This window comes from Alcaligenes endophyticus (assembly GCF_026344035.1).
GTDB lineage: Bacteria > Pseudomonadota > Gammaproteobacteria > Burkholderiales > Burkholderiaceae_B > Alcaligenes > Alcaligenes endophyticus.
The window spans coordinates 248,379-262,341 of record NZ_JAPKND010000004.1; the positions used below are offsets into that span (position 1 = coordinate 248,379).

Consider the following 13,963-nt stretch of genomic DNA (forward strand, 5'->3'; position numbering starts at 1 on the left):
GGTGATATGACCCCATAAAAGAAGGCCAAAAGAGGATGGCGAGCCTGACTCCGGCACTGACTCTGCACGGCTATGGCTGCTTCGTTCCCGACCTGACCAGGTTCACCGCCGAACCATGCGGAGGGGCCCGCCACGTGATAGTGTAACACTAAACCGTCTGATGAGGCAGCCATAAATCTACCCGTGGAAAATAAAGTGCTGCTTTCGCGGGTCGACCGTCTAAACCTGAAACCTGCCGACAATAACGTTCGAGTTGCTCTGAGTAGCGCATTTGCATACGAGTAATGAAGTCTTGTGTTGACTCCCCCTCATGTGGCACAGATGTTTTATAGTCAACCACTAACCAGTGATCTTCCCTTGATATGGCCAAATCAATGATCGACACTCGCCCACTCCCATCGAGTAATGACCATTCCCGATGTGCTTTGGTTAAGCCCAACAACCATTGCCCCTGCTGGGAGTTTAACGTAGCTAGCAAGGTGTCATGCACCTCTTGGGTGGCGCGGCTTAGCTGAAGGCTGGGCACACCAGCCCGGCGCAATTGCAAGTTCATCACGTTCATAGTTGTCGCTAAACGTGCAGCATCCCACTGCTCCACACCCTCTTTACCGATGCGCTCTAGCCATGCATGAGCCACTTCACCCATGGCTCGCTCAGCCCCCTGCTCTGCACTCCACTGCCAGCTTTGATGATCAACTGCTGTGCTCGCGTGGGGGACTTGCACGGCAGCAAACTCCGCGACGGCTAAACGTCTCAATACCCCTTGCGCTCGCGCGTTCACCTGAGCTTGCTGCGGGGTAGGTTCGCGCTTGCTTAAGCTTTCCCATTGTGGCGGGGGTAAGGCATCTAAGGCAGGCCATAAACGACTCAGCAAAGATCGGCCATCTGGCGCTTGCACACTCGAGTCCGCCTTAAGAGATAACTCAGCACATAAATGCAACTCTTGTCTGGCACGCGTAAGCGCCACATATATCAACCGGCGCACCTCCTGCTCGGAGCGATATTTTTCCCGCTCTGCTAAAAACCGCGCGATAGGATCACGCTGTTCGGTGCCGCGATGAGCCAAGGGGCCCAGAATTAAGCTCTCCGCACTATGCTCTATCCGTATTAGCGGATCCCGATCTGCCGTGGAGATATGATGCAAACCATACAAAATCACTGACTCAAACTCTAGCCCCTTGGACTTATGTATCGTCATCACCTCTACTGAGGCACCCTTGTTTTGCGGTGTTGCATAAAGTTTGCTGATACGCAAGGCCAGCTCAGCTTGATCGGGCGGCCCATAAGGGCATAAGTCTTCCAGCAAGCGAAATACTTGTTCCGCATCCGCTAAATCAGTGACAGAAGAATAGGCTCGCTCGCCCCCCAATCGACGCCAACACTCTTGCACCCAAGTGGCAAACGGGAACTGACCGCTACGATTGCTGGTATCAAGCAACACTTGAGCGGCATGCTGCACACGCAGCCATTGCTCAGGCTCGTAATCGTGCTGCTGTGCTTGTGCCAGCAACTCCGGCAACACGGCGTTGGGATGGTCTGCACACAAGCGATGTAAGCTGTGTAAGCTTAAACCGCACAACGGAGACCGAAGTAAGGCTAAGTATGCCAAGCGATCACCAGGATGTGCTAAGGCGCCAATCAACTGCACCAAGTCCACCACCACTGGCCGTTGCGCCAAACTTTCTAACTCTACAGCACGGCAAGGAATGTTTTGCTCTTGCAGCAAACGCACCAAGCCACGCAAATTGGACCGTGTACGCACCAGTATAGCTACCGGGTGTGCGCTGTCTGGATAACGAGCCAGGGCATCTTTCACCAAGGCCAGTACGCACTCCCGAGACTGCTGTTGGGCTAAAAGCGCCGCTGGCTCAGTGTACGGTTCCTCTTGCTCTCGGTAATGCCAAGCAGGGTGAAAATGAGTGCGTTTTTCGTCCTCCCCCTCATTAAAGGGCACCGAAGGCGCATAGCTCACTGCCCCCATTAATGGATCGGCTTGCGACGCAAACAAATGACTACCCGCTTTATTCACCCAATCCACCAACATAGGATGTGAGCGGAAATTATTACTAAGTTGCAAGTTAATCAACGGCACTGAGCCCAAACATCCCGCTTGGCTAACTTGCAAAAACAAGCCTACTTCTGCTTTGCGAAAGCGATAAATGGACTGCATGGGGTCGCCTACTAAGAACAAGCTGCGGCCGTCCCCAGGCTCCCAGCCTGAGGTCAAGCGCTCTAGAAGCAGTACTTGCGAATGGCTGGTATCTTGAAACTCATCCACCAATAAGTGACGTATGGCTTTGTCCATTGATAAGAGCAAGTCGCCGGGCTCGTCAGCCGTGCCCAGTGCCATCAGGGCGCGTTGGGCTATTTCAGTAAAGTCGACCTCGGCCTCTTGAGCAAAGCGCAGTTTAAGCTGAGCCGACGCCAACCACAAAACATCAATCAAATTGCTCAGTATTTCCGCCTGCTCAGCACTGTAGCCCTGTGGCAAGTGAGCGACTTGGGCCAACAAATTAATCCATGGCTCATTACCTGAATAAGTCGCAAGCCATTGCATGATACGTTCTTTCTGGGGAGTTTTAGGGGGGAATCCCTGGCGAGCATCTACCCGTTTACGTAAGCCTCCTGTGCTAGTGAGCAACGCTGCTGCCAAGGCTTGCCAATACGGTAATGCGTCAAGCTCCGCCTCAAACTCAGCTCCATCCCAATCTAGCAAGCAGCGGCTTGTATCGTCATTGAGTATCTGTGCGGCAAAGCGCAAAGGCTCAGCCAGCTCTGTCCACCACCCAAATGGCATGACAGAACTCACCCGCTCTAACTGCTGTACGACCACTCTTTCTAGACTATCGCCAAGCACGGCCATATTATCGGCGCCCGCAAGCAAGGCCTGCCACTGATCTCTGCTCGCCAACATATCTGCTAATACTTGTTGCGCAGGTTTAATATTGACGTCCATGTGCTCTAGGAAACGGGCCACCGCTGGCTCAGTTTCCACCATATCCAAGCAAGCCTGTGCCGCCGCCTCATAATGCGCGCGAGCATCTGTAGCAATCGCCGGCATGCCACCTAGGCCCGTGACCCAAGGCATACCATGAACCAAATGAGCGCATAACGCGTCAATCGTGCGAATGCTCAGACGGCCCGGGAAATCGAGCAAATCCCATCCCATTTCCCGGTTGCGTTGCATCGCGGCACAAGCCAGTTCCCAACTGCGCACCTTGTACGACTCTGGCGGCCGCCCCAGTTGGGCACTCGCTAGTTTTTCCAGCACTCGTGCATGCATTTCAGCGGCCGCTTTGCGGGTAAAAGTAATCGCAACTATTTCCTCTGGTCGCTCAGCAAGCGCCAATAAGGCCAAGATACGATCGGTTAATAGTTCTGTTTTTCCTGACCCCGCTGGCGCTTGCACTAAATAAGAATAGCGTGGATCAATGGCTTGGGCACGTGCCTGACTATCACTGGGTTGCTTCATCCTGATCCTCGCGCTCATCGTGTAAACGTAAAAAAGGTAAAACATCGCAATAGCGCAAGTCGTCTGTATTGACACTTTGATTGGATGCGACGCCAATGTTGAACTCGTGCGCTAATTGGTGGATAGCTTGGCGCCATGAGTTCAGTAGCGCGCCCCAGCTATGCCCATCGGGCCAATCAATCAGCCCAGTTAGCACCAGCCCTTCTACACCCATGCCTACCAGCTCTACCTGTCGAGCATGTAAACGAGCAAGGCTGGCCGCCACTACGTTTTGTCCTTGCTCTTGCAGTACCACGGCATAAAAAGGCAATTGCAAGTTTATAGGACGCGGACGTAACCACTCTTGTTTCAGCCTGAAGTCTCCACTGCCCGTCTTGTAATCAATCAGTACACAACTGCCATCTTCCAAACGATCTAAACGATCGAGACGCAACCGCAACTGTAAGGCTTCGTATTGCCACGTATGTTGCTGCTCGATACCCGCCACACTATAGGGCTCGCGATGTAACTCTAGCTCGACGTAATTAGCCAAAATCGCCTGAGCACGCTCAATTTCCAACGCTTGTAATACCGCCCCATAATCACCCAACTGCGCTTGGGCAGCCTCCTGCGTCACCTGCCCAAGAATGGACGGTAAACGCCCTTGCGACAGAGCATGTTGCAACGCCTGCTGATCTGGCAAAGCAACGCACAACAACTCCAATAAATGATGCAAAAACAAGCCTCGACTATTCATATCAGCCAAGGTAGCGTAAGCAGGTAACTGCCGAGCATGCAAACGATAGCGCACAAAAGCCCATAAGGGGTTACGTGCTTGCGCCTCTATGACCGCTACTCCCCCTGCAGTGCGCTCCTGCGACGTTAAAGCCGGCCCTTGCTCATCGTGATACCACTCTACTTGCACCGCTGGGATAGCCTGCGTAGCACGACTGGGCTCGAAGTGGTGACGCGGATAAGAGGCAATCAAAGGACTAGGCCGCAATAGCTGCTCACCCTCGCTTTGCGGGTAACTTAACCACACCGTATCCGCGCTGCGCAGCAAGGAGTGCATGATTAAGCGAGCCCATGCCAGCTCTCGCTCAGGGGTCGCTCTAGGCGCCTGCATGCGTCGCTGCGCGGGGGCGGGAAGTAAAGGATTCGGACGCACCACAGCAGGCAATACCGCATCACTTAAGCCTAATACCCAGACGGCATCCCAACGTCCTCCTTCCGCCTCAAGGAAGCCCAACACATCAAGCCTGGCTTGTGCGGCACGTTGGGGCTGGAAAGGCGTTTCACGCAACTTTAAGCTAAACAGTTGCTGGGCATATTGCACACTTATCGCCCCCCAAGCAGGAGCCTGCGCTGCCAATTGCTGTAACGCATGCTGCAGCGCTTCTAAGGTTTGAAAACCGGCGCTATCAAGGGCAACATTACCAGGGAAGCCCAAAATTTCCAGTGCTTTTCGCCAATGCTGCGCCCAAGCCATGCTGTCTTGGAGCCGAGGCGCCTGTACCGTTAGCGCGTATGCTTGCTCCCAAGCCTGCGCTAAAATGGGAGCATGTTCGTACAAGGCTTGTTGGAACCGCTCGGCTGTAATAGACAGCTCTTGTCGTTCGCGCCATATCACATCGATAAGGGCTCGCCCCCCTGCCTCGGCCTGCCCCCCCGCGCATAAGCCCTGCAATAACGCCGACGCCAAAACGCTGGGTTCCGCATGCCGCTCAGTGGCCAACACAGCCAGCACTTTTACCCAAGACAATGCCGCACGCGCGAATGGCCACTCCGCCAAGGGGCGCGCCGCAGCCACGTTATAGGCATGCACGGATTGTCCTTGATCCGACAATGCCTTCCGCATTACTCGATGAACCAGTGGTATTTGCGTTTCCAGTGAGGGGGCAACAATAGCCACCTTAGCGTCAGGATCTGCATCTAAAAGCTGCCGAGCCCAACTTGCCGCTTGATGCCACTCATCATGGGTGTCGATCGCGCTATGGCAATACACATGACTGGCGATCGGCTCTGGCACGATGAGCCGATAAATCTGCACGCCTTGTGCTTGGATGGCTTCAAGCAAGTCGGTGAAGCGCGGGGAAAACTCGTGAAAGCCAAGCACTACAAGGCGCTTGAAATCAAGCGCAAACGCCTTATGACGGATTGCAGTGAGTACGCGTTCTATGCTGGTATTGGCATCATCAAGATCCAACTGCTGCAACTGCTGTCGGTACGCGCTACGCCACTGCAAAAAATGCTCATAATCAGCGGTGTGCTCTGGCGGCAGTACTCGAATCTTCCACTCATCTTGCAACCTGTCCGCCTCGGCAGCACTACGAGCGGCCTGAGCAATATCCAAAAAATAGCCATCCTCTTCGCAAGCCCGAATAGCTTGTTGCCATAATAAGTGACTGGTAAAGTTGTCGACTTCATGGGCTGCTGGCTCATAGCCGGCAACAAAACACAGTTGATCACTAATTTGACGTAACCACGCCCCAAAAGGCACAATTGCTGGGATGGTCAAGCTAGATTGTGTGCGCTCCACACGCATCGACAACTGTCCTAACAAGCGCCTAGCATAACGATTGTTAACAGTAATCACTAAAGTGCTATTGCTCTCGAAAGAGAGCAAATCATCTAGGTTTAAGGGTTCAAACTCCTGCATGCTCAGGCCCCGTCCTTTCCAGAGGGTCTACAATAAGGCTATTGTAACTGGCAGGAATTACCTGTGCCCTACTTGAATACAGCCCTCATACTCTTACACTTAAATCATGCCCAAGAACCAGCCCTTGATCGAAATCAACAGCAGTTTGTCCCTAAGCACGGCGGGGCGTAGTTGGGGCAGTGCCAGACGCATGGCCTTGCTTGCAGCTATCGCCGAACACGGCTCTATTTCTGCTGCCGCGCGGCATATTAACATCACATACAAGGCAGCCTGGGACGCCATCGAAACCATGAATAACTTGGCCGGTGAGCCCTTGGTTGAACGTACAACAGGGGGAGCAGGCGGTGGTGGAGCGCGATTGACCCAGCGAGCAAATGAGCTACTGCGTCACTTCCAAGCCTATGATCGAATGCACCAACGGTTCATGAACCGTCTTAGCCAAATTGGACAATTTGGCGCTAACAATGTGGAACTATTACAAGCCATGATGCTACAAACTTCTGCCCGCAATAATCTACAAGGCGTGATCAGCGCAATCAAAACTGGCGCCGTAAACGATGAAATTATTTTAGATATTGGCCACGAGCAACAAATAGTGGCTTCCATTACCTCGGAAAGCACCCAAAACTTGGGCTTAAAAATAGGACAAAAAGCTCTTGCTTTTTTAAAAGCCTCTTCCGTATTAGTAGGCGTCAACAACGATGGCGCAACACTGTCTGCACGCAATCAGTTAGCAGGAAAAATCACACGCATTATTCCTGGCGCTGTTAACGCCGAAGTCAGTATAGAGCTGGCTCCGGGGCAAACCGTTACCGCAACCATTACGCTCGAGAGCGTAAGACGCTTAGGCTTACAAGAAAACCAAGTCGCTTACGCTATATTTAAAGCTTCTAGTGTCATGTTGGCTACCCTAGAGTGATATCTTCTCGATGCGATGCTTTTAAATCTAAGGCATGGCATTGATCAAACACTCTGCCTTGCCTAATTCGAAACACTTGCTCAGACAAAACGCGCGCATCCTCAGGATCGTGCGTGATGAGCACCGTCGGCATATCAAGTGAATGCTGTAACTCAGCCAGTTCAGCGCGCAAGCGAATCCGTAAGTCTTGGTCTAAGGCCGCCAAAGGCTCATCCAGCAATAATAAATCGGGCTCTACCGCTAAGGCCCGTGCTAGGGCGGTGCGTTGCTTCTGTCCGCCCGACAACTGGGCTGGATAGCTACGCAGAACACTGGTTAATTCAAATGCATCGACCCAACGCTGTGCTTGGGCAGGCAAATGCCGAGCAGAGCGATTAAACCATGAGTGATTCAAACCGAAGCAAATGTTTTGCGCCACCGTCAGATGCGGGAACAAGCCGTAGTCTTGAAAAAGATAAGCCACTTTGCGCTGCTGCGGCGCCAAGTTAATTTTTTTTTCTGAATCGAAAAATACTCGATTTCCTACTTGAATTTTGCCTTGTTCGGGCGTTAGCAAACCTGCTATTGCCTGCACCGTCATTGATTTGCCCGACCCAGAAGGGCCGTACAAAGCAATATGCTTAGCGTCGCTATGCAAATGAATATCTAAAATAAACTCACGCGTAGGCGAGACTAATTTACGCTGTATAGCCAACAAAAAACTCATCGTTCTCTCCGCGTCTGTCGAGGAGACAAGGCACTCGCACTCCACAGCACCACGACACACGTGATGGAAATCACCATTACCAAGAACGTTGCTAAGCTATCATCCCCTGCCTGCACCGCCTCGTAAATAGCAATTGACATGGTTTGGGTACGCCCAGGAATGCTTCCAGCAATCATTAGCGTCGCCCCAAACTCACCTAAGGCGCGCGCAAAAGCCAACAATACACCAGCAAAAATACCTCGGGCAGCCATGGGTAGGCTGACCCGAAAAAAAACGGCTATTGCCCCAACTCCTAGTACCCGAGCGGCGTCTTCAACTCGCCCATCCACATCCTCAAAAGCCGCCCTCGCCGCCTTCAATACCATAGGAAAAGCCACAACAGACGCTGCAAGCACCGCTCCTTGCCAGGTAAACACCAATTCTATTCCTATACTAGCCAAATACTGTCCTAATGGACTGCGCCGGCCAAAAAGCACTAATAAATAGTAGCCAATTACCGTAGGCGGAAGCACCATAGGCAGCGTCAAAATAGAATCTACCAAGTCACACCAGCGTGAAGGCCAGCGTGACAAGGCATAGGCAATACCAATTCCCATTACACACGCAATTAAGGTTGCCCAACCGGCAACCTTGAGAGACAGCATTAATGGAACCCAAACTGTATTCATAGAAATTTATTTGAGCAACAATTAAGGTTTGGCAAAACCAAACCTCGCCAGTACTTCTTGGCCCGAGGGAGACAACACAAACTCTTCAAATGCTTGGGCTTTATCGTTACGACCAGCACGCTCGACTAGAGCGATAGGATACAGAACAGGCTCACGGGTTTTTAGCACTTCAATCACGTCTACTTTATCTTTTGCTGTCGCGGCATCGGTGGCAAAGACAAAACCGGCTTCCACTTCACCTCGGGCCACATAATCCAATACCTGACGAACATGCTGACCTAAGATTTTACGCTCATCCACGGATGCCCAATTGCCTGAGTCCTCAAGCGAAGCTTGTGTATAACGTCCCACCGGCACCGTTGCGGGATTACCCATGGCGATACGCTTGACTTCCGGCTTAGCCAAGTCAGCTAAGGAGCTGATCTTGCTAAGGTTATCGCTTGGTACGATCAGCACTACTTCGTTCTTTACAAAGTTATGTCGCGTAGCGGGATCAACTGCTTTTTCTGCTACCGCTTTATCCATCGCTTTTTGATCCGCGGATGCGAATACGTCCACTGGAGCGCCATTTACAATTTGTTGCAAAAGTACATCAGAAGCAGCAAAGCTGGTCAGCACTTTGGTGCCTGGATGCTCTTGTTCGAACTGAGTGGCAAGCTCTTTAAAAGCATTGGTCAAACTGGCTGCAGCCGATACCACCAGCTCATCTGCCATTGCAGGAGCTTGCAGCGCTACGGTTAACGTGCAAGCGGTCAAAATACGTTTAATCATAAACCTTCTTCCTTAAGTAATTGTCATACGCCAACGTAATATATATAGGTATATATCGAAGGTCAAACAACAAGCCGCTCCTGTTGCATCAAAGTAGCCTAAAAAAACTATTTTTATCTTCAAGTAAAATGAACGGCTACGGAGAAAACCGGAGCACTTTGAGCCGCCCCGCCTCTACCCTTACTCTTCAAAGCGGGACACTAATAACTCGGGATGATAGACACCTTACTTATACTGGGCGTGATTGCCCTAGGCACTTATTTTCAGACGCTTACTGGGTTTGGTCTAGGGATTATTGTGATTGGCTTAGTAAGCGGTTTTAACTTGGCCAGCGTGGCTTTTATTGCTTCAGTTATTAGCCTTTGTAGCATTGTGAACGGCTACGCCGCCCTACATGGGCACTGGCGTCAACTTAACCGAACCGTAGCGGGGTGGACCTTAGCAGGAATTATTCCCTCCACTATTGCCGGTACAGTCCTGCTTAACTACCTAAGCCACGAAGCCAACCACGTTCTTAAACTGCTCCTAGGCCTATTAATTATCTATAGTGGCATCAGTGCGATGCGTAAGCCAGTACAGCAGGACAGCCTGTCACGTAGAAGCACATTCTTTCATTATGGTTTTTTCTCAGGCATCTGTGGTGGTCTCTTCGGCATGCCGGGTCCACCTATTATTCTCTTGTTCTATCGCCAACCCTTAGCTCATGCTCATATACGCAGTTTGCTGCTGCTTATGTTCACTGGAACTGCGCTGTTACGCACGCTTTATGAGCTAGCCACACAAACGCTCAGCGAAGATGCTGTGTACCTTGCTTTACTCGCCTTGCCTCTGGTCACACTACTTACTTTAGTGAGCAAACGTTTACCGCCTCCACTAAGCCCTCAAGGCATACGAAAGCTGTCATTTTTCAGCTTACTACTAATTGGAGTAGGCCTCAGTGCCGAGAGCCTATGGCGTATGCTTGCCCACTAAGAGCAATATAAAATATGAGAAAAACACGCATAAAGCTTTCACTCATCTTTACATACTGCTAGAATTTCAAACTGCCTTTCCTATACGTGTACGTACGGCGGCAGAATCAAAGAAAAAGTTAGGCCCCATAGTTAAATGGATATAACTTTCCCCTCCTAAGTAAATTGGGCACCCGATACTGAAAAGTTCGGTGTGAATGCGCTTAAATTCGGTGAACCCCCTGTATGCTTTAATACGAGGCAACCCCGAGCGAAGCCGCTGCAACGCGGAACGTGTAGAGACTCGACAGGCGCAACCTACGGCATAGCTATGGTTAAGATAGAGTCCAGACCACAAACAAAAACTGGCGGTGAAAACCGTAGTGGTACGAAGGGAAGATTGTAGGTTCGATTCCTGCTGGGGCCGCCACACTGGTATAGATGATGCCAACTATTAAAACACCGCACAGTTAAACACTTTGTGGTGTTTTTTATTTTTGGATGTGCGCTAAGGCAACGTAACATCTCCCCTCTTGCGCCCGTTCGTTTGGCTGCGTCTTATCTTTCGACATCACCACCACATTGCTTAATCTGAATCATCACGGGCATTACTGCTAAGCCCAAGTGATAACGATTCAATATAGCTTGGCCCTTAAAAACTATTAGACATGTATAGGCCATCTAGCCAATAGTAAAGGCATCGAATTAGTAGCGGGAACAAGAAAAAATGATTCATCATCTAGAAGTGGCTTGCATTCCGGCAGAACTCAAAAGCCTGCGCTGTGGCATCAAAGCTTTTATAGCTGAGCACTTACCTGCGGCAGCACCTGAGCAGCGGGCACGGTCTTGGATGGGCTTTAATGCAGAGTTCAGCCAGATGCTGGCCAAGCATGGCTGGCTAGGCTTAACTCTGCCGCGCGTATACGGAGGGCAAGGTATGGGATTTTTTGCCCGATTTATTGTGGCAGAAGAATTACTCGCAGTCGGAGCGCCTGTCGCCGCACACTGGATTGCAGATCGTCAAAGTGGGCCTTTAATTGCCCGCTACGGTACTGAAGAACAAAAACAATTTTACTTACCTAAGATCTGTGCGGCACAAGCCTTTTTTTGTATCGGTATGAGCGAGGCCAACTCAGGCTCGGATCTAGCCAGCATCCGCTCTCACGCCGTTGACGCCGGCGAACACTGGTGTCTGAGCGGCAGTAAAATATGGACCACCTACGCCCAACATGCCCACTATATGCTGGCCTTGGTGCGCACGGACGGTAGTCCTACTGATCGCCAACAAGGTTTATCGCAGCTAATCATAGATTTACGTCTACCAGGCATCACCATCCGTCCTATTACAGACTTGGCCGGAGACGAACACTTTTGTGAAGTGTTTTTTGATGAGGTGAAAATCCCGAAAAATGCGCTGATCGGTGAACGGGGCAAAGGATGGGAACAGGTCAATGCAGAGTTGGCTTATGAACGCAGCGGCCCAGAGCGATTGCTCTCGAGCATAGTGTTGGCACAAGAGTACCTGTCATATCTGCATACCCAACCGTCTCTGACAGACAACGACTATGCATTACTGGGCAAAATGGTGCAATGGCTAAGCACCTTACGTGCCATGTCTTTATCCCTGACGGCCGCCTTGGAAGCAGGACAAAACCCTGCGTTGGCCGCTGCCCTGGTCAAGGATTTAGGCACTAGCATCGAGCAATCGATCCCCGCTTGGATAGCTGATTCGCTAGGTGAGAATCCTGACGCACAGTTACCCGCCTCCCTCTTGCGCACACTAGCTTACACCGAACAAATGGCACCTACTTTTTCATTACGCGGCGGTACGCGTGAAATTTTGCGCGGCATTATTGCGCGTGGTATGGGTCTGCGCTGATCCGGGCCGATTATTAAGAAGACATCACCATGAAACAATTATTACTAGCGGCCCTGAACCGCCAACTTGACGAGCACTGCGATGTTCAAGCTGGGGCAAGCATCGCTCTGGAGCTAACACAAAGCTCAACTAGCCCTCGTTATACGCAAATATACTCAGCCATGCATGAATCCGGTTTTCTGGATCTCTTGGTACCCGAAGAACAGCAAGGCGCTGGACTAACGTTATTGGAAGCAGGAGAAATCTTGATGCTACCCGGCTACCACCTATGTCCATTGCCCATGGTGGAAATGCAACTGGCACGAGCTTGGTTGGCACATCTCATGCTACCGATACCCGACGGCTCACTGAGCATTGCCAACACAGTCATGCGTAACCATGCTGAGGGTGGGCACGAGCTGCCCAGCCAGCACCAAGGGCTGATCATAGACCAGATTTTGGCCTGTGATGAAGACGGCACTGTTAGGCTCTGGGATTGCCATCAAGCAACAAGACTGACGTTAGATGATGCTCGTAGTTTGAATGCCAGCTTAATCTGGGACAAAAACTATCGTGGTCAGCAGTTAAACGTACCAAAAGAACGCGCACCAGACCTGTCCGCCCTAAATGCTTATGCTTTAGCCTGCCTGATGAGTGGGGCCTCTGAGCGCATACTGGCTATGAGTCTGAACTACGTTAATGAACGAGTTCAATTTGGACGCTCGATAGGTCGTTTCCAAGCCATACAGCAGCAACTCGCCGAAATGGCCCAATGGGTAGGAGCAATGCGTATGAGTGTTCTACAAGCGGGGCTGTCTGCCCAGATAGCGAATGGACAGTATTTGTCTTTATGGATAGCCAAAAGCATGGGTGCTGAACTGTCAGGAAAAGTCGCTGATATCGCCCATGCCGTGCATGGTGCTATAGGCACCACCGATGAATATCCCTTGCATCACTTTAGCACCCGCCTTCGCCAATGGCGCAGGCTTGGAGGGGGGAGCCGTTATTGGCAGACTCAAATTGGTCGTCAGCTACAGGCAGAAGAAGGGGGCGACATGCTCGACATGATGCGAAGAATTACCGCTTAAAGCTTTCACGCAAACGTTGCACGGGGACACAATTAGTGTCTCTGTGCGTGACTAAAGACAAGGAGATAGCCGCCTGTGCATCGGGGTCTTTGAGCTGGATGAATCTCACATGGGGATTGGAATACGTCTGGCTTACACCAGGCACTAAGGCAACGCCCAAACCACTGGCCACCAAACTGACTAACGTCTGCACTTGCACAGCCTCTTGGTAGATATGAGGGGCGAAACCCGCCTTAGCACATAAACTTAACGCCACACTATTCAAAGCGGGCACATGCACGGGTGAATACATAATAAAGGGATCAGTACCGCAGTCTTTCAAGCGAATACTTTTACGATGGGCAAAACGGTGTGCCTGATTCACCGCCAAGACAAAACTATCTTCTTCAATCACCCAGCTCTCTAGATGAGGATCTTGGGCTAACGGGCCGCGTACCAATGCTGCGTCAATCTGATTCATGCGCAATAAATTCAGCAATCCTTCGGTGCTGTCTTCAAGTAGGCTAACTTCTATGTTGGGGTAACGCGCTCTGAAAGGCGGGATCGTCAAAGGTAATAAATTATAGGTGGCAGAACCCACGAAGCCTAGGCGCAACTTACCCAGTTCCCCATGCGCCACAAGACGCACTGTACGTAAAGCCTGATCAGCATGGAACAATGTTCGGCGAGCATCGTCGAGTAATGCATGCCCTGCAGCGGTGAGCTCAGCCCCTTTGGCGCTACGAAAAAACAGCTTGGCACCTACTTCGTGCTCAAGCTTCTGAATTGAAACTGTTAAGGCAGGCTGAGCGATAAACAGCACTTCCGCTGCACGCCTATAACTGCCTGTTTCAGCGATAGTCACGAATTGACGTAAATGACGCAGCTCCATAGCGATAACAAACCATTATCAA

The 13,963-nt window shown here is 51.1% G+C and carries 10 protein-coding genes and 1 other RNA gene; 4 read left to right on the top strand and 7 right to left on the bottom strand.

The window, feature by feature from the left end:
* Positions 1-34: 34 nt before the first annotated feature.
* The 3 genes from ffs to OSH01_RS09530 form a co-directional block, all read right to left on the bottom strand.
* An RNA gene (gene ffs / locus OSH01_RS09520) (signal recognition particle sRNA small type) lies at positions 35-132 on the bottom strand.
* A gap of 16 nt (positions 133-148) precedes the next feature.
* The gene (locus OSH01_RS09525) at positions 149-3,472 is read right to left on the bottom strand and encodes a UvrD-helicase domain-containing protein (RefSeq protein WP_266123855.1); all 3,324 of its coding nucleotides are present in this window, start codon (positions 3,470-3,472) and stop codon (positions 149-151) included.
* On the bottom strand, positions 3,456-6,110 hold the full coding sequence (locus OSH01_RS09530) for a PD-(D/E)XK nuclease family protein (RefSeq protein WP_266123856.1): 2,655 nt from the start codon (positions 6,108-6,110) through the stop codon (positions 3,456-3,458). The genes OSH01_RS09525 and OSH01_RS09530 overlap by 17 nt, the downstream gene beginning before the upstream one ends.
* Before the next feature lie 106 nt (positions 6,111-6,216).
* On the opposite strand from OSH01_RS09530, the gene OSH01_RS09535 reads away from it, so the two are divergent.
* Positions 6,217-7,029 (top strand): TOBE domain-containing protein, encoded by an 813-nt coding sequence (locus OSH01_RS09535; RefSeq protein ID WP_266123857.1) that lies wholly within the window; start codon positions 6,217-6,219, stop codon positions 7,027-7,029.
* Here OSH01_RS09535 and OSH01_RS09540 read toward each other — a convergent pair.
* From OSH01_RS09540 to modA, 3 genes are read right to left on the bottom strand one after another with little or no spacing between them, the layout of a single operon-like run.
* Entirely contained in the window at positions 7,016-7,735 is a 720-nt protein-coding gene (locus tag OSH01_RS09540) for an ATP-binding cassette domain-containing protein (RefSeq protein WP_266123858.1), read from the bottom strand. The genes OSH01_RS09535 and OSH01_RS09540 overlap by 14 nt on opposite strands.
* On the bottom strand, positions 7,732-8,403 hold the full coding sequence (gene modB / locus OSH01_RS09545; protein ID WP_266123859.1) for a molybdate ABC transporter permease subunit: 672 nt from the start codon (positions 8,401-8,403) through the stop codon (positions 7,732-7,734). The genes OSH01_RS09540 and modB overlap by 4 nt, the downstream gene beginning before the upstream one ends.
* A gap of 21 nt (positions 8,404-8,424) precedes the next feature.
* Positions 8,425-9,174 carry a molybdate ABC transporter substrate-binding protein gene (gene modA / locus OSH01_RS09550; protein WP_266123860.1) on the bottom strand — a complete coding sequence of 250 codons (750 nt, stop codon included), beginning with the start codon at positions 9,172-9,174 and terminating at the stop codon, positions 8,425-8,427.
* Positions 9,175-9,387: 213 nt separating this feature from the next.
* On the opposite strand from modA, the gene OSH01_RS09555 reads away from it, so the two are divergent.
* From OSH01_RS09555 to OSH01_RS09565, 3 genes are all read left to right on the top strand, one after another.
* Positions 9,388-10,146 (top strand): sulfite exporter TauE/SafE family protein, encoded by a 759-nt coding sequence (locus OSH01_RS09555; RefSeq protein ID WP_266123861.1) that lies wholly within the window; start codon positions 9,388-9,390, stop codon positions 10,144-10,146.
* A 705-nt stretch (positions 10,147-10,851) separates the two neighbouring features.
* Positions 10,852-12,003: an acyl-CoA dehydrogenase family protein gene (locus tag OSH01_RS09560; RefSeq protein ID WP_266123862.1), complete on the top strand. Its 1,152-nt coding sequence runs from the start codon at positions 10,852-10,854 to the stop codon at positions 12,001-12,003.
* 29 nt (positions 12,004-12,032) lie between these two features.
* Complete coding sequence (locus OSH01_RS09565; RefSeq protein WP_266123863.1) at positions 12,033-13,070, top strand: acyl-CoA dehydrogenase family protein; 1,038 nt, start codon at positions 12,033-12,035, stop codon at positions 13,068-13,070.
* Here the strand turns inward: OSH01_RS09565 and OSH01_RS09570 are convergent.
* Positions 13,060-13,941 carry a LysR family transcriptional regulator gene (locus OSH01_RS09570; RefSeq protein ID WP_266123864.1) on the bottom strand — a complete coding sequence of 294 codons (882 nt, stop codon included), beginning with the start codon at positions 13,939-13,941 and terminating at the stop codon, positions 13,060-13,062. The two genes, OSH01_RS09565 and OSH01_RS09570, sit on opposite strands and share 11 nt — an antisense overlap.
* Positions 13,942-13,963 lie beyond the last annotated feature (22 nt).

Coding starts and splice junctions, on each gene's coding strand:
- OSH01_RS09525 (WP_266123855.1), bottom strand. CDS start 3,472: ATGAAGCAACCCAGTGATAGTCAGGCACGTGCCCAAGCCATTGATCCA.
- OSH01_RS09530 (WP_266123856.1), bottom strand. CDS start 6,110: ATGCAGGAGTTTGAACCCTTAAACCTAGATGATTTGCTCTCTTTCGAG.
- OSH01_RS09535 (WP_266123857.1), top strand. CDS start 6,217: ATGCCCAAGAACCAGCCCTTGATCGAAATCAACAGCAGTTTGTCCCTA.
- OSH01_RS09540 (WP_266123858.1), bottom strand. CDS start 7,735: ATGAGTTTTTTGTTGGCTATACAGCGTAAATTAGTCTCGCCTACGCGT.
- modB (WP_266123859.1), bottom strand. CDS start 8,403: ATGAATACAGTTTGGGTTCCATTAATGCTGTCTCTCAAGGTTGCCGGT.
- modA (WP_266123860.1), bottom strand. CDS start 9,174: ATGATTAAACGTATTTTGACCGCTTGCACGTTAACCGTAGCGCTGCAA.
- OSH01_RS09555 (WP_266123861.1), top strand. CDS start 9,388: ATGATAGACACCTTACTTATACTGGGCGTGATTGCCCTAGGCACTTAT.
- OSH01_RS09560 (WP_266123862.1), top strand. CDS start 10,852: ATGATTCATCATCTAGAAGTGGCTTGCATTCCGGCAGAACTCAAAAGC.
- OSH01_RS09565 (WP_266123863.1), top strand. CDS start 12,033: ATGAAACAATTATTACTAGCGGCCCTGAACCGCCAACTTGACGAGCAC.
- OSH01_RS09570 (WP_266123864.1), bottom strand. CDS start 13,941: ATGGAGCTGCGTCATTTACGTCAATTCGTGACTATCGCTGAAACAGGC.